Source organism: Candidatus Syntrophosphaera sp. (assembly GCA_019429425.1).
In the GTDB taxonomy this organism is placed as follows: Bacteria; Cloacimonadota; Cloacimonadia; order Cloacimonadales; family Cloacimonadaceae; genus Syntrophosphaera.
The window spans coordinates 1-20,662 of record JAHYIU010000025.1; the positions used below are offsets into that span (position 1 = coordinate 1).

The following is a 20,662-nucleotide window of genomic DNA, read 5'->3' on the forward strand; positions in this document are numbered from 1 at the left end:
GCCGCTGTGGCAAAGCGGAATTGCTACCCCTTCAATCTGCGTCTGAATATCTGACCCACTTGGTTTGAAAGAGAGCCAAAAGAAAAACCGGCCGTCTGGGGGTTGGCCGGTTTTCTGTTCGTAACTTTATGCAGAGGGGTTACATCACTTCGGAGATGACCTGGTTGAGCAGTTGTTTCGCGTCGTCCACCTGCATGTAGGAAAGCGGGAAGCCGAGCAGGTAGCAGCGGTTGTTGGCATTTATGGTCCGCAGGCCGATGGGTTGGTTGTTATACAGGGTGTATTGATCTTCGGTCGGGTTGTAGGGTGGCGGGCCCACCGGTTTGATGCCCATTCCGTAGATCACATCGGTAGTGGCGCCGAAATTGTTGAAGTAGGTGATCGTGCTCAAACCCTGGCGCAGATTTACCAGGGAATTGAAGCTTGCCTCTGGAGTACCCGCAGTTCCGTATTGGAGGTCAACATCGGGGTAGCCCTGCAGCCCGACCGCCTGTTGGAAGAAGGGCAGCGTGTTCAGCGAATTGCTGAGGATAATGGCGGGCGGGGAGACGTAGGGGATGCCGAAATATCCGATGAAGGTTTTCTGGGCCCCGAGCACAAAGGCGTCCAACACCGCCGCGAGCTGGGAGGTGTGGGAGATCAGCATGTTGCCTCCGGTGCGCAGATAGAGGGTGAGCCCATCGTTCTCCAGCTTCAGGTTTCCGGCCTCGGAGGGATTGTCGTTGTGATAGATAACCAGTTTGTAGTTTTGCAGGTCGGAGGTGGCAAAATGACGATAGCGGGAGTCCTGATTGGTATCGCCAGTGGAATCCACCTTGCGGGTCACAAAGGTTTTGGTGCCAGGGTAATCCGCCAAAATGTCGTTATAGATCTGGGTCACTGTAGGTTCCGGGGAATAGGAGGCATTCGGGCGGTCGTCATCGAGGATCAGGATGCCTTCGCGCTCTGCCGGCGCCTTTGGATTAACGAGGTTGAAGCTGATCACTGCTGGCGTGGGATCGACCTCGCCCTGGAGGTCGACGCATCTGACCTCGAGTTTGTGGACCCTGCTTTGCAGCGCCGTAAGCACAAGAGTCTGGCCCAAGGGTGAATAGAGCGGTATGCGCAGCCATTCTGTGCCGTCGGTATCGAACACATGTTCATTGGCAAAGGGCGGATAGTTGTAGGGCTGGTCGTCCAGCCTGATGTCGAAATGGGTGATCTCGCTAAAATAGTTTTCGTGGGTTATTCCGTCGAGGACAGTGTCCACCTTTTTATCGTAGGGATTGTCGGTATAGATGATGGGTCCGGAGGCGGGCACCCTGCCATATTCGCCGTGCCAGCCCCAGCGCAGCCAAACCTTCATGTTGTTGCTGTTGACGGCCGTGACATTGCCGGCAAGATCGATGAAGAACGGAGTGGCAAAACGCTGTACTCCGCCGATGATCGTGAAAGGCAGGATCTCGGGGGTGGATTCATCGGAGTAGTCGATGAAGTGGTTGTCGCCCAGAGCGTAGACCCTCTGCTGATAGATCAGGGTTTCAGGCCGGAATCCGGCTTTGACGGCAAAGAGCATGGCGGAATCGTCGGTAACTTCCGAAACCACTCCTGCCAGGTCATAGGCCCGGCACTGGACCTTGGTTTTGGAGTTCGTGACCCCGTTCTCAATGTCGTAGGTCAGGGCGGGGGTGGTATAGCGAGTCAGGAGGAAAGTATCCATGTCCGGATCCTGCTGGGAAACAGAATCGTACCATTCCGTCTCTGTACCCGCAATCACTTCTTCGGTGGTGGGATCAACCTTCATCAGCTTGAACTCGAATTTAAAGGGTATCTCGGCAATGAAAGGGTCATAGTCGCGCATGGTGAAATCGAGGCGCAGGCCGGAACCGACCTGACCGCCGTTGGGATTTCCCTTGGTGGTGGTGACGGTGCAGGTGGGGCGGGCGGAAGTGGCGTTGAAGCTTCGCCAGGCAACACTCCGTGGATTCTGATGATATTCAATATACTCAGGAGGTATGGCAATAGGGGTAATGTCACCACGATTATCAATAGCAATAACTTCAAAAAGGCTTTCAATAATCTGAGGGTTACCTTGTTCATCCGCAGCAGGGAAATTTATCGTTGCATATTTGTCAGTTGTCCAGATTGTGCGTCCCGCTGCAGGATTGTCTAAAGGTATTGATTGGTCAGCGTTAGGCTTATAGTGCATAACCCATCCTGGGCCAAACCGATCTATCACATTCTGAGGTGTGATTTCCTGGTTTTCATCTATGAACTCATTTCCAGCTGTTCTTAATGGTGTGGAGTAAATCTCTGTTATTTGTATACTGTCTGGAATATTTGGATCGGGTGGTATGGTTTGATCAGGATTTGGCTCCATTCTGTAACGTCTCTCAATACTTGAAACCCTGTAGGCAAAGCCAACGATCACCCCGTCGGGATCATAGGCATGCCAGAATATCTTCTGTTGGAACAGAAAAGCTTCGTCTTCGTAGGGAGCCAGCAACGGGCTGTCGTCAAATCCTTCGTAGGACGTGATCCTGATCGTGGGTTCCTGATTGGTAAATCTGGTTCCCGATTTTCCGCACCCGGAAAAGGCCAGCAGGGCCAAAGCCATTAGCGCTAAAAGGGTTAAGAGTCTGATACTCTTAGCTTGCATCGTTCCTCCCAATTATTGTCGGTGGATATAATCATTCTAAATATCATCAAAAATAAGGCCGAGAAAATCGTCAACAGTTTTATTTTGCCCGCTGGCGGCCATGCAGGCTTTAAGCAGGTTCAGGAACAGCAGGGGGGTGGTCACGCTGCCCACTCCGCCGGGGACTGGCGTGATCGCCAAAGCCTTGTCCAGGCAGGAGTTGTAATCCACATCGCCCACATAGCGGGATTTGCCGTCCGGAGCGATCTTTTCGTTTATGCCCACGTCGATGAGAACGCAGTTTTCCTTGATCATGTCCGCTGTGACGAATTCCGGCCTGCCCAGGGCGGCGATCACAATATCGGCCGATCTGGTCAGTTCCTTCAGGTTTTTGCTGCGGCTGTGGCAGACCGTAACGCTGGCATTGGCGTAGCTCTTTTTCCAAAGCAGCATATTGGCCAAGGGTTTGCCCACAATGCTGCTGCGACCAATTATCAGGACCCGCGCTCCCTGCACGGTTATCCGATAATACTTTAGCATGCTAAGCACGGCCAAGGGTGTGGCGGGAACCAATCCGTCCTCTTCCAGGATGATCTTGCCCAGATTCACGGGATTCAGGCAATCGATATCCTTTTCCGGGGCCACGCTGGAAGCGACGATCCCATCTTCGATGTGCCCAGGCAGGGGTTTTTGGATCATGATCCCGTGGATGCTGGAATCGGCGTTGGCTGTGCGGATTTCGGCCAGCAGTTGTGACTGGCTGGTATCGGCAGGCAGATCCAGCAGCTTGACCTCACAGCCGAGTTTGGCTCCGGTGGCGATGATGTTTTGGACATAGAATTCCGCCGCCGGATCTTTTCCCAACTGAATGAGGAACATTTTGGGGGCCAGTTCGCATTCTTGCACCCAGGCTTTGATGTTGGCTTTTATCCTGGCCGCAATTGGTTTACCGGAAAGCACTTTTTCCATCCAGCACTCCTATTCTGTGGCGATGGCTGGCAGATTCACCGGGCGCCTGATCCGCTCAATCCTGAGCGCTTGGCCAGTGGCCGGATCAAGCTCCAGATAAACCGCGTTGATCTGCAAGCCCTGATCTGAAGATTCGTAGCGGGATGGCAGGGCATGCCTGAATTTATCGATGATGATGTTTTTCTTGACCCCGATCACGCTGTCATGCGCGCCGGTCATGCCGACATCGGTGATATAGGCGGTTCCCAAGGGCAGGATCTCTTCGTCGGCTGTCTGGATGTGCGTGTGGGTGCCCAGGAGCGCGGATACGTGGCCGTCCGCGAACCAGGCCAGGGCGCGCTTTTCGGCGGTGGATTCCGCGTGAAAATCCAGCAGGACGCACTTGCTCCGGTCTGGATTGGCCTCCAGCCAGCGCTCCAGAGCTATGAAAGGAGAATCGCAGGGGGCCATGAACATCTGCCCGCAAAGGGTGATGACGGTGAGTTGCTTATCCCCTTTGACAATGGTGCAAGAGGGATTACCGGGTGTGGTGTCGGGGAAATTGAGGGCCTTGACGATCGCCGGATTGCTGCGGATATAATCCCAGGAATCTCCTCTGTCCCAAAGATGGTTGCCGCCCGTGATGGCGTCCACACCGAGATTGAGCAGGGGTTTCGAGGTTTTCTCCGTCAGGCCGCGGCCGTCAGCCAGATTTTCTCCGTTGATGACCACAAAATCCGCGCCAAATTCTTCTTTCAACTGCGGCATGTGGTCATATAGCACCTGGCGTCCGGCTTTGCCGTAAACGTCGCCGGAAAAGAGGATCCTGATCATTTTGCCATTGCGATCTGCCGGGTTTCCCGGATGACGGTGACCTTGATCTGACCGGGATACTGCACTTCCTTCTCGATCTGGGCGGCGATCTCGGTGGCCAGAAGAGAGGTTTGGGCATCCTCGACCATGGCTGGTTCGACTATGATGCGCAATTCGCGGCCGGCCTGGATGGCATAGGATTTATTTACCCCCTGCACGGAATTGGCGATCTCTTCCAGCTTGGCCAGGCGCTGCATGTAGGTTTCGAGCATTTCCCTGCGGGCACCGGGACGCGCGCCGGAGATCGCGTCGGAAGCCTGGACCAAAGCGGCATAGACGGATGTCGCCTCAACCTCTTCATGGTGGGCTTCGATCGCGTTGACGATCAGTTTGCTTTCCCCGTTCTTGCGGGCCAGGTTGGCGCCGATGATGGCATGCGTGCCGTCAAATTCCTGGTCCACGGCTTTGCCGATATCGTGCAGCAAACCGGCGCGGCGGGCTATTTCCTGGTCCAGGTTCAATTCCGCGGCGAGGATGCCGCAGATCCAGGCGGCCTCGAGCGAATGCTTCAACACGTTCTGGCCGTATGATGTACGGTAATGCAGGCGGCCCAGGATCTTGATCAGGTTGGCGGAGATGTTGTGGATATTGGTTTCCAGCACGGCTTTCTCGCCGATCTTGATCAGGTTTTCCTCCATTTCCTTGCCGGTTTTGGAGATCACTTCCTCGATCCGCCCGGGATGGATGCGTCCGTCCGAGATCAGTTTTTCCAAGGAAAGGCGCGCTATTTCGCGGCGCACCGGATCGAAGCAGGAAAGCACCACCGCTTCCGGGGTGTCGTCGATGATCAGGTCGACCCCAGAGGCCTTTTCAAAGGTGCGGATGTTCCTGCCTTCGCGGCCAATTATCCTGCCTTTCATTTCATCGGAAGGGAGCGACACCACTGAGACCGTGGATTCGGAGACATAGTCAACTGCCAGGCGCTGGATGGCGGTGGAGAGTATTTCCGCCGCTTTCTTGCTGGTGTCCAGCTTGATCTGCTCGATCGTCAGTTTGGCGTCGGTGGCAGCCACCTGGCGTGCCTGATTGATCAATTCCTCGCGCATGACCCGGATCGCTTCCTCGCGGCTGAGTCCGGCGATCTCGGAAAGCCTGGACTGCTGTTCATTGATGATCCGGTCAAATTCCTGGCCGCGCCGGCTGATCTCTTCTTCCTTGTTCTTCAGCCTTTTTTCCTGGTCACTAAGGTTGCCTTCCTTTTTGTCCAGCGCGTCCAGCCTCTTGTCCAGGCTGGCGATCCGGTCGCTGTATTTCTTTTCCTGGATGCGCAGCTCTTTCTGGCGGTCCTTGATCTCGTCCTCGAGGACGCGTTTTTGCTTGAACCATTCGTCCTTTGCTTCGAGGAGGGCGGCTTTTTTCGCCGTCTCGACCTCTTTTCGGGCTGAGAGCTTGATCTCCTCAGCGATCTGTTTGGCCTGTGATATCAGGCGGAAAGTGCTGCCCCGCCGGATGAGGTAAATGATCAGGGCAATGAGCAGCCCAAGGGCAAAGCCCACTGCCAGCAATATTATCCTATTTATCTGCATCGTTGTTTCCTTTCGCTCTATGCAGGCAGGATCTGATCCCGCCGTTTAAAAAATTAAAAGCCCGCGTGAACCGTGTATGCTTGTCCGATAAAGCCAAGCATAAGGTGGGCGCCTACCTTTTGGGTTTTATGGATCCGGAGCTGGCCGGTATGCACGCTGCCCATGGCTCGGTTCCCGTAATTTCAGTAGCTTTTCTGCAATCCATATCACGAGTTCCGCAGGCTAACATTCATATATCCCCCACAAACTTTCCCACCATCTGGTTCAGCCGGTCCAATTCCTTTTCCAATTCGCTGGTCCGGGTTTGCAGGGAACTGATCTCATCTTGCTTTTTTAGGGCAAGCAGGAGCAATAACTTGGTGAAATCGAGGTTTTCGTAGAGCTCGCGCAACTGATTGAGTTCCGAATCGATGGCCCCGGCGACCGCCTGGGTTTCCTTCGGATTATCGCTGCGCAGGCGAAATCTGCGCCCAAAGATCTCAACTTCAACCGATTTCATTATTTCTTATTGGCATCCAGGTCCGGAAAAACGCTATCGATCTTGGCAATGGCATCGGTGGCGATATCTTCAAAGCCGGAGATGGCCTGTTGTAATTCCGAATACTTGGTTTCCAGGGCTTTGACCTGTTCTTCCAATTCTTTGACCTGTGAGGCGGAGCCGCTGTTGGCATTGTTCATGTTCGCGATCTGCGCCATGAGCTGACTGTTTTCCTCTCTAAGATTGGTGTTCTGTTCTTCCAGGTCATCGAGTTTCTTTTTGTCCAGAGTGTACTGGTCGATGAGTTTTTGTATCTTCTCTTGCAAGCTGATAGCATTTGTTTCCATACTGTTACCTCATATTGATCTGCCAGGTGTCCTGTAGCATTTGGAGCACCGATGCAATGAGTTGATCAACGCGTTCATCTGTCAATGTTTTTTCGCCATCCTGCATCACGATGCGCAAAGAAATGCTGCGCGATCCCTCTGGGACCTGCTTTCCGCGGTATTCGTCAAAGACCTGGACGTTTCGGATCAAGTTCCGGTCGCAAGCCTTGATGGCAGCTTCGATCTCCGCGTAGGCAACCGAGCGGGAAATGACGAATGAGATGTCACGGATCACAGCGGGGTATTTGGGCAGGGGGATAAACTCTGGTTTCCTGTCCCGGGTGAGTTCGACCAGATTTTCAACTTCGAGCTCCAGCACCCAGATATCCTGCTTCAGGATGGGGATGTCGATTTGGAAAGCTTCGGCTGTTTCAGACCTTAGCCTGCCAATGCTGGCGCAAAGCGTTTCCCCGCTATGGTAGGCCAGATTTTCCGCGCTGACCAGCCAGGGCTTGATATGGCTGGATGTGCCTGTGACTGGGATGTTCAGCCTTTTCAGCAAACCTTCGGCCAGGCCTTTGACGTGATAGACGTTGATGTTCTCGCTCTTTTCTTTCCAATGCCCGGCCCTGAATTTCCCGGTTAGCAATGCAGTGAGCCGATACGGTTCACGATAGGAATCACCTTCCCTGAGATACACCTTGCCCATTTCCATCAGCTTGAGGTCGCGTTCCCCATGGTTGAGGTTATAGCTCAGATTAACAAGGAGTTGCGGCAACAGGCTGAGCCGCATTGCCGATTGGTTTCCGCTTTGGGGGTTGATCAGCCGTATCGTCCTGGCGTCCAGTTCTTCGGGCTCAAAAGCCAAAAGAGCGAGCTGGGCCGGATCTGAGAAGCTGTAGTTAAGCATCTCGTAAAAAGAGGCGTTAACGAAATAATCCTCAATTGCCCTGCGGACTCGGTGCGCGTGGCGGTCCATGATCTGGGACACTGCGGTTTTCTGGGGTATCTTGTCATAACCTTCGAGACGGGCCAATTCTTCGAGCAGATCGGCCTCCCGGGTCAGGTCGACTCTGAAGGACGGGATCAGGAAATAGAGGGCGTGGTCGCAATCAATTTCCGTGAACTCGGCCTTTCCTGCCTTTTGTTCTTCCAGATGGAGGCAGTGGACCGAAGCCAGATCAGTGGCCAGGCCGTCCTGCCAGGTTCCGTATTGAAGGAACCGGCAGTCCAGTGCTTCCAAATACTTGATGATGGTGTCGCTGGGAAGCGGATAGCCGATGAGTTCCTCAAAGCGCCTGGGCCTGATGCCCAGACAGCTTGGCCGGTGGGGTTCAGGATAGGCATCGTAAAGAGCGTTGCAGACTCTTCCGCCAGCCACTTCCAGAAGCAGGTCCACGGCCCGGGCACTCACCTGGGCCGGCGTTTCAGTGCTCAGATGGCGCTCAAAGCGATAAGACGAATCAGTCGAGATCTTGTGTTTGTAGGCAGTGGAACGGACCGTCATCGGCGAAAAGGTCGCCGCTTCCAGAACGATCGCCTGGGTGGATTCCGTGATCCCGGTGTCTTTTCCACCCATTACTCCAGCCAAGGCGGAAGCCCTTTGCCCGTCGGCGATCACCAGGTCTTCTTCATCGAGTACGTAAGCTCTTCCGTCCAGAGCCAGAAATTCCTCTTTGGGCAGGGCTTTGCGTACCACTATGGCCGGATGGGCGCCGTCTTTGTCCAGAGGCAGCAGTTTATCATAATCAAAGGCGTGGAGGGGATGGCCGGTTTCCAACATCACGTAGTTGGTGATATCCACGATGTTGTTGATAGGCCGCAAGCCAGATTTGATCAGGGCTGTCTTCAGCCACTGCGGTGATTCCTGCACCTTGAGGTCTGCCATCAATCTGGCCGTGTAGCGCGGGCACTTTGCTGAGTCTTCCAGCCTCAGGTCCAGATCGGTGCTTTGGCTCTTTTCGCCGGCGTGTTCCTGTATCTGCGGCAATTTGAGCGGAACACCCAGGGACGCGGACAGGTCTCTGGCGATGCCCAGATAACCCAGCAGATCAGGGCGGTTGGGAGTGATCTCCAGTTCCAGAAGCGTATCCGGCAGGTCGTAGACCTCATTGGCGGAAATTCCGATGGGAGTTTCTGGATCCAGTTCAATGATGCCGGCGTGGTTGTCCGAAACGCCAAGTTCGCGCTCTGAGCAAAGCATGCCGGCAGATTCGACTCCCCGCACTTTGGCTTTTTTGATCGCCAATTGGGGCAGGACGGTTCCGGGCAAGGCCAGTATCGAGATCATCCCGGCTTTGCAGTTGGGCGCTCCACAAACCACCTGAACAGGTTCGCCAGAGCCGTACTCGACAGAACAAACCACCAGATGATCGCTGCCCGGGATCTTATCCGCGCTCAGGACCCTTGCGGTTACAACGCTTTCCGGAAGGGCGGCGAGGGATTCAACCCCTTCAACTTCGATTCCGGTGAAAGTGAGAGTCTGTGTCAGCTTATCGATTTCCGGGGGCAGGTCTATGTATTTGCTTAACCAGCGGCAGGATATTCTCATAGCGATTCTCCGCTGAACTGGCGAAGCATCCGGACATCGTTCTCAAAGAGGATCCGCATGTCCGGGATGTTGTACTTGAGCATGGCGATGCGCTCGATGCCCACGCCCAAAGCGTATCCCGAGTATGTTTCAGGATCGATGCCCAGCATCTTGAAGACGTTGGGGTCGACCATACCCGCTCCGCCCAGCTCCAGCCAGCCAGAGTTCTTGCAGATCCTGCAGCCCTGGCCTTTGCAACCCACGCAACTGATGTCCATCTCTGCGCTGGGCTCCGTGAAGGGAAAGAAATGCGGCCTGATGCGGGAACGCACATTTGGGCCGAACATGATCCGGGCAAAGTTTTGCAGAGTATCCTTCAGATCGGCCAGTGATATGCCTTTATCCACAACCAGCGCTTCCACCTGATGAAAGACGGGGGAATGGGAGGGGTCCGGCTTGTCGTTGCGATAGCACCTTCCGGGCGAAATGATATGGATCGGGGGCGGATATTTTTCCATGATGCGCACCTGCACGGTTGAGGTTTGGGTGCGCAGCAGGTATCCGTTGTCCAGATAAAATGTATCCGCCAAGTTGCGGGAAGGATGGTCGGGCGGGGTGTTCAGAGCGTCGAAATTGTGGAATTCGTCATCGATATCGGGACCTTCAGCGATCTCGAAACCCAGGCTGATGAACACATCTTCGATCTGGCGGCGCACGATGGTCAGGGGGTGGAGAGAACCTCGCTGGCAGAAGATCCCGGGCAGGCTGAGATCCTCTGACCGGGCCAGGTCCTGTTTGTCATGGCTGGCCTGTTTCAGCTCCAGTTCCCGCCGCGCCAGCAGCTTTTCAACCTCGTCACGCAGATTGTTGATCATCTGCCCGAACGCGGGCTTTTCGGCGTCCGGTAATTCGCGCAACCGTGAATACAGGTTGTTGACCAGGCTTTTCTTGCCCAGATATTTGGCTCTGACATTGAGTATGTCATTCAGGTTCCGGCAGGCGGAGATGTCAATTCTGGCCTGGGCCGCAACTTCTTTCAGCTGTTCTTGCACTCGCTCATCCTTGCGCTGTTGTCTGTTTCAAGGTACTAAAGACTGGTTCAGCCTTTGGCGATTTCCACCAGCTTGGAGAAGGCGTCGCTATCGTGCCAGGCAAGGTGGGCCAGGGTTTTGCGGTTTATCTCGATGTTGTTTTTATGCAATCCGTTGATGAATCTGCTGTAGGACATGTCGTTGATCCTGCAGGCAGCGTTGATGCGGGTGATCCACAGGCTGCGGAACTGGCGTTTTTTCAGTTTCCGGTGGGCAAAGGCAAAAGCCATGCCGCGTTCCACTGTCTGGCGGGCCATGCGGTAGGTCTTGCTCCGGCGTCCAAAAAAGCCCCGGGCGGCAAGCATGTATTTCTTTCTTCTGCGATGCGCGGATACGTTGTTAGCTGATCTTGGCATTGTTCACTCCCTTACATTCCCAACATTCTGCTGATCCGCTTTTCGTCGCATTTGCGCACGATGGCGCTGGCGCGGAGGTTGCGTTTCAGCTTGGGTGATTTCTTGGTTTTTATGTGCGCGCTTTTAGCGTGGTGACGCACGATCTTTCCTGTGCCGGTAACCTTGAACCGCTTGGCGGCGGAACGGTTTGTCTTGATCTTTGGCATGTTTATCTCCTTGTTAATTAAAAACGATCTTGCAGCAGTTCGGTATCTGTTTCTTGCTCGGGTTCCTCAGGATTGCTCAGTTTCCGAAGCTTCGGCTTTGGGTATTGCTTTGACCTCGTTTTCCGGAGCCGCGGCAGGTGCATCCTGCTCGGCAGCGCCTGTTTTTCCCAGTTTTTCCAGGATGCGGTCGATGTCTTTCTTCGGGGTCATGATAAAAGATAGTAAATTACGTTCAGAAACCGGTTCCGAATCGACATCCGCCAGATAACCCAGGTCATTTTTCAGCCTTTCCAAAACGTTGTAGCCAAGTTCCTTATGGGCCATCTGCCGGCCCCGGAAGCGAACCGTGAACTTGACCTTGTTGTGCTGTTTGAAGAACTTGATGGCATTGTTTTTCTTGAAATTGAAATCGTGCTCCTCGGTATTGGGGCCGAACTTGATCTCTTTGATCTCAATTTCATGCTGCTTCTTGCGGGCTTCCTTGGCTTTCTTTTCCTTCTGGAAATAGTATTTGCTGAAGTCCAGGATCCTGCAGACAGGCGGATCGATATTGGGGGAAATCTCCACCAGGTCCAGGTTCGCTTCCTCAGCCCTGCGCAGGGCTTCCTTGATCGGGACCACGCCGATCTGCTTGCCGTCAGCTCCGATCAGGCGGACGGAATTCGCGATGATCTGGTTGTTTACTCTTTCCTTGGGCACAACCACCTTTGGTTTTGCCTTTCCTCTAGTTCGCCGGATTATAAGAACCTCCTTCTTACCGGAAATGAAAAAGGCGGAAGATCTTCCGCCTGCTTCATGGTAACTGATTACCAATTATGTTATTTATTTTCATGGCCTTACCTGCACGGAAGCAGTAAGGCAGAAGCAAGCAGCTTCATTTTATTGCCAAGCTCCCGCAAGGCTTGTTTTTGTCAAATCTTTTGTTTCACAAAGACTTTAGATCGCAGGGAAAGTGCTTTGTGAATAGCTCTGCAAAGTCCGCCAGGCGCCATTGCCAATTTCCCAGTGCAGTACCGGGAATGTTCATGCGGGCGGAGGAATCTTCGCCCAGCAGGTCTTGGGCCGGGAGGATCACATTCTCGCAACCCGAGCTTTGGGCGATGATGCACATCACCCGGTGGATGGCATCTGCAAGGTCCTGATCATCTTCCAGGCTCAATCCTGAGAACAGGATGTGATTCTGCTTCAGGAAGGCCAACAGGTTTTTGCGACTGGGAGAGTCCTCATCGAGCGTGGCAAACCATTCCCGCAGCGTGGGGTTGTCGTGGGTCCCGGTGTAAAGATACCTTTCAGCAGGGAAATTCCTGATATCGGGGATCCCTTCCTCGAAACAGAATTGCAGGATGATCATGCCCGGGAGGCCACATTCATCCCGGAACCGGCAAACCTCAGCATTGAGTATGCCCAGATCTTCGGCAATGAACCTGTTTCCGCGGAAAATGGCCTTAATGAGGGGGAAAAAGTCCTCCGGCAGGGACTTGACCCATGATCCGCCCAAGGCATTGTCTGGCAGGACCGGGGCTCCGCTTTCCGGATCGAGGGGACAGGGAACAGACCAATAGTTGACATAGCCGATGAAATGGTCCAGGCGCAGCTTGTCCAGATAGCCCAACGCGTCTTTGAGGCGGTGGATGAAAAGCTGGAATCCGTTCTGGCGCATTTCTTCCCAGCGATAGACGGGATTTCCCCACAACTGGCCTTCCGCGCTGAACGCGTCGGGGGGCACGCCGGCCACATGCAGCCTGTTTCCGTAGTGGTCCAGATCAAACAAGTGTTGGTTTGACCAAACTTCCGAGCTATGATAGGCCAGATACAGCGGCATGTCGCCGATCAGTTCCAAACCCTGTGAGTTGATGTAATCCTTCAGGCGGTGCAATTGGTCTTTCACAATCGCCTGGGCGCAGGCTGCCTGCAGCATCTGCCGTCCGTAGCTCTTGAAAAGCGAGTCGTAGAGGGCATCTGAGTATGATCTGTGTTCCGGCCGGAAGAGATGCCAGCCGCTGTCACCATAGAGCTTGCATAGGGTTATGTATACCAGATAAGGCTTAAGATATAAAGCGTTGCTTTCAATGTAGTCATATATTTCAATGTCGGACAAGAAGTTATTTGCTGCTCTGATCAATAGCTGATCTTTCAGCCGGTAAACGGAATCATAGGGAACCTGGTTGTTTCTTGGCAAACGGGCCGCTTCCAGATCGGGCAGGTCGATCAAGCCGTCTTCAAAAAGCAGGTCCGGGCTGATCAGATATGGGTTTAGGGCAAAGGCGGAAAGAGGGTTGTAGGGGGAATTGCCATATCCGGTTTGATAGAGGGGCAAGATCTGCCAATACCTATACCCGTTCTCCACCAGGAAATCGGTAAACTGATACGCGCTGGGGCCCAGATCCCCGATCCCGTAATCTGAAGGCAGGGAACTGATGTGCAGGAGGATGCCGTTGTTTTTCATGCCGTTTCCATAATCTTGAGGATACAGGTAGTCAGCAGAACGGCGTCGCTGCCCATGCTGGTCTTGATCTTGGAATCAGTATCCAAGAGCAGGGAAAAGACCCTTCGCATCTGAGGCAGGGTGTAGTTGTTGGCAAAGCCCAGGAATTCAGGCCTCTGGCTGGGGAAAAGGTCATTGAGGTATTTGGAGCTGATCTCCGAGGAGCTGATGTGGTTTTTTTTCAGCAGGAGGATCAGATAGATGCTCAGGAAAAATTGATTGAGCATGGACAAAACCTGCAGGGGCTTGAATTCAGAGGCCAGCATCCGGTCCAGCAGCACCAGGCCGTCTTTGACCTGCCTTTTGCCCAGGGCCCGGAAAAAGTCTATCTTCGTGCCGACCCTGGAGGAACCGATGCCGCGCATCACATCAGCCTGGGAGATCTGTTTTTTGTCTCCGGTCAGGATGACAAGCTTGGCCAGCTCGTTGTTGGCGTTGGCGTAATCCAGTTCCACCCGGTTGACGAACAGGGATTTGGCTGCCGGGGCCATGGTCTTGCCCATTTTCGCGAGCGTGCGGTCCAGCCAGGGGGCCATGAGTCCGCTATATCTGGGCGGATCACAGATCACGTTCTGGCAGGCGTCCTTGATCTTTTTCCAGCCGGAGACGCGGGCGTCGATCTTTTCCGCCACAACCACCAGGCTTTGCTGTTCGGAGGGGCTTTGGAAATAGGCTGCCAGGCAATCAAGCTCTTCCTTTTTGAGAGCTTCGGCATTGCGGAAGATGATCAGCTTGGCGCTGGAAAAGATGGAATAGGTATCCAGCAGGTCGTTGATCTGGGCAGATCTGGCCTCGTCACCATAGATGATGACCAGATCGGCATCTGATTTTTGTTTCAGCTCTATACGAACATGATCGGTGACCAGGTCGGTCAGAAACGCGTCGCTTCCCAGCAGGAGGAAATTGTCGCCCAGTTCGACCTTGGCCGATTCAAAGTCAAGTGCGTTCAGGGCAGGCATCATTTGCCGCCCAGGATCAGGATTATGCTACTCAAAGCCAGAGCCCAGCAGTAAAAGGAAAAGTATTTGAGGCGGGCATTTACGATCAGCCTGATCAAAATGGCGATGACCAGATAACCCGCGATGAAGGCTGCCAGGAAACCACCCAGATACACACCCAACTGCGAAGCGCCCAATTCCTGGAATTTTACTAAGCTGACCAGGTTCGCGCCCAGGATCGCCGGAATGCTGAGCAGAAAGGAGAATTCCGCCGCGTCGCGCCTTTTGACACCTGAAAAAAGGGCGGCGGATATGGTCGAGCCGGAGCGCGAGATGCCAGGAATGATGGCCAGGCCTTGCACAAAGCCAATGATAATGCCGCGGATCAGGCCCATCTGGGAAGCGGGAACGCCTCCGGACCTGACCTTATCTGAGAAGAAGATGATCGATCCCGTGAGGATGAGCATGAAGGCCACGACCAGCGGTTTGCCGTATAGGGATTCGAAAACGTCGCCAAAGATCAGATACATACTGGCTGTGACGATCGAGGCCACGATCAGATAGAGCACCAGAGTGCGGTTGTGACGGTGGGCCTGGTGGCGGAGGGTGTTTTTCCAGTTCAGCAGTGAAACCAAAAGGCTCCACAGCTTTTTGCGGAAGAAGATCATGACGGCCAGCAATGTCCCCAGGTGCAAAAACACCTCGAAGAGGATGTCACCGCCAGTCTCGACGCCAAAGAAGTGTTGCGCCAAAACGAGATGGCCCGAACTGCTGACCGGCAGAAACTCAGTCAGACCCTGCAAAATGCCCAAAAGAACAGCGCTGAAAAAATTCATAAGTTATCTCACATGATCAGGGGAACGTCGTATTTGCCAAAGCGGGAAAGCGGGAGCAGGGTGAATCCCTCAGCTTCGATCTTTCTGATGAAGGTTTTCAGATAATCCAGCTTTTCCTGGGAGTGGCAGTGGGTGATGGCTATCACACCGGACCGGGATCCGCCCAAGCTCTTTATCTGGGCGATCTTGCGCTCCATGGTGGCGGAAGAGATATCCGGGGAATCGAGGAAAAGGTCGTTGCGATAAGCCTGCAGATGCGCTTTCTGCGCTGTTTGATAGGCAATGGAGACATTGGTCGTGCGGCTGTCCAGAAAGAGCAGATCCCTGCCTTTGAGGAAGTCCATCACGTGGCCCATGACATCGTGGTCCGTGGTGGCCAGGCTGCCCATGTGGTTGTTGATGCCGATGCAGAGGTCCATGCCATGGAGATGGCGGGCCAGTGTCCTATCGACTTCCGCCTTGCTCATCTGGACCAGGATGGGGTTGTCCCCCGGATTGACGCGCGGATAGTTGATCGGCTCCATGGGCACGTGCACAAGTGTCTCCCTGCCCTGTTGATGGGCCTGTTCCATCGTTGCGATGCTGTTTTTCATCCCGGAAAAGATCGCGAAGGTCACCTCGACCGGCAGTTCCATGAAGCCTTGCAGGAGTTCGCCACCGATCGAGCCAAAATCATCCACTACGATCACCAGATATTTACCGCTGTCTTTCTTCGCGGCTGGGACAGATGCGTAAAAAAGCCTCACTTCAACAAGCTGGTCTCCGGCTTGAAAGGTGATCACCTGCCTGTTCCCTTCAGCTTTTCCGGAAGCCAGATCAGCGCCCTGTTCCTCAAATTCGGTTTTGACTATCATGTTGGCAAAAGTCAGGTCCATCCTGCTCCGGTCGATGGGAATGCTGACCAGGGTTGAGTTTGGGCCGGCTTTGCGCGTTATGCTGCCCGGGGGGACGCCCAGTTTTTCGGCTACCCGGTCTACAACCGGCTCAAACGAAAATACTCCCGCTGTCAGAGCAGGCTCTTCTACAGGCTTGGATTCAGGGGTTTTCCAACTGGTGATGAACCAGATGATGCCGGCGCAGATGGCCAGGATCAGCAAATATGGCCAGATCTTGCCAGCCTTGGCGGCCTTTTTCCTTCTGCTCCGCTTCTTAGTCCGTTTCGGCATTGTTTTTGGCGTTCCCAGCCAATTGGAGATGGGGATGCAGCTTGTCTGAATAGAAAGAAATGATCATCACGATGGGGGAGAAGAGGAGGTTGGAGAGCATGAAGGCCACCCCGAGGATGAAGATGTCATAGAGCAGGGCTGGTATGCTGGAGGGGACTGTCATGAACAGATCCGGCGAGAAACCGATCGCCCCCACGACCGGATAAAAGAGATTCAGCACCATCAGGTTGTAGATGAAAGACCCGATCACGATCATCATGACCAGCACGAGGGCGTGCATTCCGTAAAGTTCCGGATGCTGCCGGTACTGCCTGCGCACCCTGACGATCGACCGATTCATGGACAGGCCTCCAAGCCGGAACGGTTTGGTCCAAGTGTTAATCAAGGTATAGAAGATGATCAGGAAGACGCTGAAACCTCTGAAGATATAGGGAAAGAACATTTTCAGGGGGATGTGGATTGCGTAGTAATACTTCAAGAACGCCGCCAGTACATAGACCAATCCAACCGCCAGGACCGCGATGAGCAGGATCTTGTGCAGGTTGATCACCATGGCGTAGAGTGACCTTTTCTCGGTCTCAGTGTTCCGCCCGTTCTCTTTGAGGATGGCGCTGGAATTCTTGATGATCAGGAACAAGACGTAGAGCAGGAGCAGCAGGAAGATGCTGAGGGGGAAAAGGTGCCTTTGCTTGGTTAGCAAGCCCGTCATCGCGTAGTAAAAATCGTAGCTGTCCATCCACCAGAACAAAGTCATCGGATACAAAAAGACCTGCACTCCGTTGAATTCTCCGAAGAGCAGCCTGAATATGCCATTGATGACTCGCTGTATCTTTCTCATGTTCCCCATGCGTACATTTTTGTCTGAAAAAAACCTCTCCCGCGCAGGCGCTATTTTGTCAATGCCAATGTTCAATCTCCAGATGGGCAGGATTTTCCGGAATTGCCTGGAGTTCTTTTCCCAGTCCAGCGATTGGTTCCGGCAAAGCTTTGCTCCTATTTCACCGTCCCAATCAAGCTGAAACTTCGCCCTACACATCCCGAACAACATTGGGAGTGTGTAAGGCGAAAATAAGGCCGGTGTTAGATCAAGGCCTGAGGGCGGGATGGAGGAAAACGGGTTGGAAAAGTGGGGAAGGGTGATGCTTAGAGCCTGCGCGTGCCTTTGGTTGAAAAGGCGTTGACGTCCAGGGGTGAGAACTGGCTGGCTTCGAGCTTGGGGATCGCCGCCGCGCCGACCATGGCTGCGTTGTCGATGCAAAGCCGCAGGGAGGGGATGTGGAGCTCGATGCCCCGGTCTGAGGCCTTGGCGGCAAGCTGCGCCCGGAGGGCTGAATTGGCGGCCACTCCGCCTCCGAGGAGGATCGTTCTGACGCCTGTTTCTTTGGCGTAGGCCAGGGTCTTGTTGACCAAGGGGTCGATTATCGCCTGCTGAACCGTGGCCGCGAGGTCAGCCTGATGCTTGGCGACGAAATCCCGGCCCTGCCTGCCCAGGTATTCCAGGACGGCGGTTTTCAAGCCGCTGTAGCTGAAGTTGTAGTTACCCTTGCGGTTAAGCGCGCGGGGAAAGGGGGCGAACAGAGGGTCGCCGGATTGCGATATCCTGTCGATCTCCGGGCCGCCCGGATAGCCCAGGCCGAGTAGCTTGGCGGTCTTGTCAAAGGTCTCGCCGGCCGCGTCGTCGAGGGTTTTGCCCACCACTTCGAAATTGGTCAGGTCTGAAAAATGGACCAGCTCGGTGTGGCCTCCAGACACCACCAGGGCGAGGAAGGGTGGCTTGATCGCGGGGTCTTCTATGAAGTTGGCAAAGATGTGGGCGAGCATGTGATTGACCGTGATGAGCGGCTTGCTCCAACTCCAGGCCAGGCTTTTGGCGAAGGCCAGGCCCACGATCAGGGAGCCGATCAAGCCGGGATTGATGGACACGGCCAGGGCTGAGAGGTCCGCGGGACCGGTCCCCGTTTCCTTCAAGACGGCTTCAGTGAGATAGAGGATATTCTTCAGATGCAGGCGGGAGGCAAGTTCTGGCAAGACTCCGCCAAAGACGGAATGATCGGTCTGGGTGGAAACCAGATTGCAGAGGACCCGGTAGTCCGAATCCACGATCGCGACAGAGGTGTCGTCACAGGAGGATTCGAAAGCGAGGATGCGTTTCATTGAGTGGGGCGGACCTGCCTGGGAGTGATATCCAGCAGGGTCACGCCCTCTGGCGTTTCGGCGCTCAGGCCATGAAAACCCCGGGCGTCGGGGACCGGGGAGGCCTTCACGACCACACCTCTGGGAAGCGAAGCCAGGATTGAGGCCCTTCCTTGCACCTTGAGGGTCGCGGTGGAAGGGAAGAAACGCAGGCCGGTGGGCGAGGTGATGGGAAGATTGGTGAGGACCAGCGAGTTTACCGGGTCACTGGAATCGGCTCCGGTCTCTTGTTCAGAGAGGTCGGCTGCTTCCGCGCCGCGCCTTGCCGTTTCAGTGCGGCTGGCCTGATTGGCGTCCGCGGCCTTTGAGGCTGTGCCAGGCTTGCCAAGTTGGACAACGGAGGCGGGATCGACGCTCAGGACGGTGACGTCCAGGTTCAGGGGCAGATCCCTCAAGGCGAAATTCCTGTCATTGCCGGCGCGCAGGTCTCTGGCGTCCATTTCCACATAGGCTTTGGAAAATTGCAGCTTGAGGATGTCCATGCCCTGGCCCTGCACCTGGCTGCTGATCTTGTTGGCGGCATAGAGCAGCGAATCCTCCGGAGTCGAGTTGGTGAGCCGGAGCTCGAGGTTGACCTTGCTATGCTGCTCGGTCATCAGGGTGACCTGCAGCCAGATAAAGACCGCCACCAGCACGGCAAAGATCTTCAAGCCCAGATTATTCTTCATTATCGCCGTTTCCCGGGAGCACATCGATGCCCAGGGTCTTGATCTTTTTATAGAGGGTGGTGCGTTCCAGGCCGATGGCCAGGGCTGTTTTGCTGACCTGCCAGTCGTTTTCCTTCAGGTAGTGGGTGATATAGTCCTTTTCAAAGGCGGCGGCGCTGTCCTTGATATTGCTGATGATGAAGTATTTCTCCATTCCTGAGGCCCCGCCATCTGGATGGCTCATCATCTTGTTGTGCAGGTGCTTCTGGATGGTCCGGTTATTGATCTCCTGTTCGTTGATGCTGATGTATTTGCAGAAATTCCTCAGTTCGCGGACGTTCCCTGGCCAGTTGTAGGAGAGCAGTTCGTCCTTGAGCAGCCTGAGGTCGAGTTGGTCGCTGAGATGGTAGATATTGCTGAAGCTGGTGATGAAATAGCTCATCAGGAGCAGGATGTCGTTGTCCCGTTCGCGCAGAGGCGGGATCTCGATCACGTTGCCTTCGATGCGGTAGAAGAAGTCCTTGCGGAAGCGGACCGAATCGGAAAGAGACTTCAGATCTGCGTTGGAAGTGAAGATCAGGCGGGTGTTGACCTTTTTGAGTGAACCACCCACCACTTGGATCTCCTTGTTCTCGATGGCACGGAGGATCTTGACCTGGGCCTGCAGGGAGAGGTTGGTTACCTCATCGAGGAACAGCAGGCCTTCAGAGCATTTCTCAAAGAGGCCCACGCTGCCCCGGTCAACTTCGGTGACGGTGCCTTTTTCCAGGCCAAAGAGCTCACGCTCGATCATCGATTCGGTGAGCGCGCTGCAATAGATGGTGTGGAAAGGGTTGCCAAAACGGCGAGAATTGACGTAGAAATAATTCGCCGCGACCTCTTTGCCGGTGCCGTTCTCGCCCAGGATTAGGACGTCTTCGTCCACCTCGGCAAATTTCATCAGTTGGCTGCGGACCTTGTTTATTCCCTCGCTGTCGCCGATGAAGGGGAAACTGCGGGTGAATTGCTTTTTCAGGTTCAGGTATTCGATCTGGAGGTCCAGATTCTGCTCTTCCTGGCGTTTGAGGGTGACGGCGTTGTCGATGTGCAGCAAGAGTTGGTTGATGCTGAAATTGGCGCCTTTCTCCACAAAATGGTAGGCCCCCATGCCGCGGATTTGGTTTACCTGCTCTGTGCTGACCTCGCCGGAGATGACGATGACCTTGTAGTTGAAATCGAGGTTGTCCTTCAGGTATTTGAGCACCTGCAGGCCGTTCAGCCGGCTGCCCACCAGGAAGACGTCCAGCAGGATGACATCCGGCATGTAGCCCCGCAATTCCTCGAAAAAGGCGTCGGAATTGGTGGAATGCAGGACCGAATAGTCATGCTGCTTGAGAACCTTGGCGATCTGGTTGGCCAGAATATTGTCGTCTTCGAGGATTATGACTTTTCCTTTCATTGATCTGA

19 protein-coding genes are annotated in these 20,662 nt (G+C 54.4%); all 19 read right to left on the reverse strand.

The genetic code is table 11. From position 1 onward, the window contains the following. Window positions 1-139: 139 nt before the first annotated feature. Window positions 140-1,840: a hypothetical protein gene (locus K0B87_04035; GenBank protein ID MBW6513910.1), complete on the reverse strand. Its 1,701-nt coding sequence runs from the start codon at window positions 1,838-1,840 to the stop codon at window positions 140-142. 834 nt (window positions 1,841-2,674) lie between these two features. Further along, on the reverse strand, window positions 2,675-3,586 hold the full coding sequence (locus K0B87_04040; protein ID MBW6513911.1) for a bifunctional 5,10-methylenetetrahydrofolate dehydrogenase/5,10-methenyltetrahydrofolate cyclohydrolase: 912 nt from the start codon (window positions 3,584-3,586) through the stop codon (window positions 2,675-2,677). Window positions 3,587-3,595: 9 nt separating this feature from the next. Beyond that, window positions 3,596-4,396 carry a TIGR00282 family metallophosphoesterase gene (locus K0B87_04045; GenBank protein MBW6513912.1) on the reverse strand — a complete coding sequence of 267 codons (801 nt, stop codon included), beginning with the start codon at window positions 4,394-4,396 and terminating at the stop codon, window positions 3,596-3,598. Continuing rightward, window positions 4,396-5,964 (reverse strand): ribonuclease Y, encoded by a 1,569-nt coding sequence (gene rny / locus K0B87_04050; protein ID MBW6513913.1) that lies wholly within the window; start codon window positions 5,962-5,964, stop codon window positions 4,396-4,398. The genes K0B87_04045 and rny overlap by 1 nt, the downstream gene beginning before the upstream one ends. Window positions 5,965-6,193: 229 nt before the next feature. Then, window positions 6,194-6,463 carry a cell division protein ZapA gene (gene zapA, locus K0B87_04055; GenBank protein MBW6513914.1) on the reverse strand — a complete coding sequence of 90 codons (270 nt, stop codon included), beginning with the start codon at window positions 6,461-6,463 and terminating at the stop codon, window positions 6,194-6,196. Beyond that, complete coding sequence (locus K0B87_04060) at window positions 6,463-6,789, reverse strand: hypothetical protein (protein MBW6513915.1); 327 nt, start codon at window positions 6,787-6,789, stop codon at window positions 6,463-6,465. The genes zapA and K0B87_04060 overlap by 1 nt, the downstream gene beginning before the upstream one ends. 4 nt (window positions 6,790-6,793) lie before the next feature. Continuing rightward, entirely contained in the window at window positions 6,794-9,319 is a 2,526-nt protein-coding gene (gene pheT, locus K0B87_04065; GenBank protein MBW6513916.1) for a phenylalanine--tRNA ligase subunit beta, read from the reverse strand. Then, window positions 9,316-10,350 carry a phenylalanine--tRNA ligase subunit alpha gene (gene pheS / locus K0B87_04070; protein MBW6513917.1) on the reverse strand — a complete coding sequence of 345 codons (1,035 nt, stop codon included), beginning with the start codon at window positions 10,348-10,350 and terminating at the stop codon, window positions 9,316-9,318. The genes pheT and pheS overlap by 4 nt, the downstream gene beginning before the upstream one ends. 47 nt (window positions 10,351-10,397) lie before the next feature. Further along, entirely contained in the window at window positions 10,398-10,745 is a 348-nt protein-coding gene (gene rplT / locus K0B87_04075) for a 50S ribosomal protein L20 (GenBank protein ID MBW6513918.1), read from the reverse strand. Between the two features lie 11 nt (window positions 10,746-10,756). Further along, window positions 10,757-10,951, reverse strand: coding sequence for a 50S ribosomal protein L35 (gene rpmI, locus K0B87_04080; GenBank protein MBW6513919.1), 195 nt, complete (start codon window positions 10,949-10,951; stop codon window positions 10,757-10,759). A gap of 66 nt (window positions 10,952-11,017) precedes the next feature. Then, window positions 11,018-11,650: a translation initiation factor IF-3 gene (gene infC, locus K0B87_04085; protein ID MBW6513920.1), complete on the reverse strand. Its 633-nt coding sequence runs from the start codon at window positions 11,648-11,650 to the stop codon at window positions 11,018-11,020. Between the two features lie 226 nt (window positions 11,651-11,876). Beyond that, entirely contained in the window at window positions 11,877-13,397 is a 1,521-nt protein-coding gene (gene malQ / locus K0B87_04090) for a 4-alpha-glucanotransferase (GenBank protein ID MBW6513921.1), read from the reverse strand. Next, window positions 13,394-14,395, reverse strand: a complete 1,002-nt coding sequence (gene holA / locus K0B87_04095; protein ID MBW6513922.1) for a DNA polymerase III subunit delta — start codon at window positions 14,393-14,395, stop codon at window positions 13,394-13,396. Before holA ends, malQ begins: the two co-directional genes overlap by 4 nt. Continuing rightward, the gene (locus tag K0B87_04100) at window positions 14,395-15,210 is read right to left on the reverse strand and encodes an undecaprenyl-diphosphate phosphatase (GenBank protein ID MBW6513923.1); all 816 of its coding nucleotides are present in this window, start codon (window positions 15,208-15,210) and stop codon (window positions 14,395-14,397) included. Before K0B87_04100 ends, holA begins: the two co-directional genes overlap by 1 nt. Window positions 15,211-15,218: 8 nt before the next feature. After that, complete coding sequence (locus K0B87_04105; protein MBW6513924.1) at window positions 15,219-16,376, reverse strand: divergent polysaccharide deacetylase family protein; 1,158 nt, start codon at window positions 16,374-16,376, stop codon at window positions 15,219-15,221. Further along, entirely contained in the window at window positions 16,360-17,214 is an 855-nt protein-coding gene (locus tag K0B87_04110; protein MBW6513925.1) for a hypothetical protein, read from the reverse strand. The genes K0B87_04105 and K0B87_04110 overlap by 17 nt, the downstream gene beginning before the upstream one ends. Window positions 17,215-17,519: 305 nt before the next feature. Continuing rightward, window positions 17,520-18,530 (reverse strand): tRNA (adenosine(37)-N6)-threonylcarbamoyltransferase complex transferase subunit TsaD, encoded by a 1,011-nt coding sequence (tsaD, locus tag K0B87_04115; GenBank protein MBW6513926.1) that lies wholly within the window; start codon window positions 18,528-18,530, stop codon window positions 17,520-17,522. Further along, the gene (locus K0B87_04120; GenBank protein MBW6513927.1) at window positions 18,527-19,237 is read right to left on the reverse strand and encodes a hypothetical protein; all 711 of its coding nucleotides are present in this window, start codon (window positions 19,235-19,237) and stop codon (window positions 18,527-18,529) included. The genes tsaD and K0B87_04120 overlap by 4 nt, the downstream gene beginning before the upstream one ends. Next, the gene (locus K0B87_04125) at window positions 19,227-20,654 is read right to left on the reverse strand and encodes a sigma-54 dependent transcriptional regulator (GenBank protein MBW6513928.1); all 1,428 of its coding nucleotides are present in this window, start codon (window positions 20,652-20,654) and stop codon (window positions 19,227-19,229) included. The genes K0B87_04120 and K0B87_04125 overlap by 11 nt, the downstream gene beginning before the upstream one ends. Window positions 20,655-20,662 lie beyond the last annotated feature (8 nt).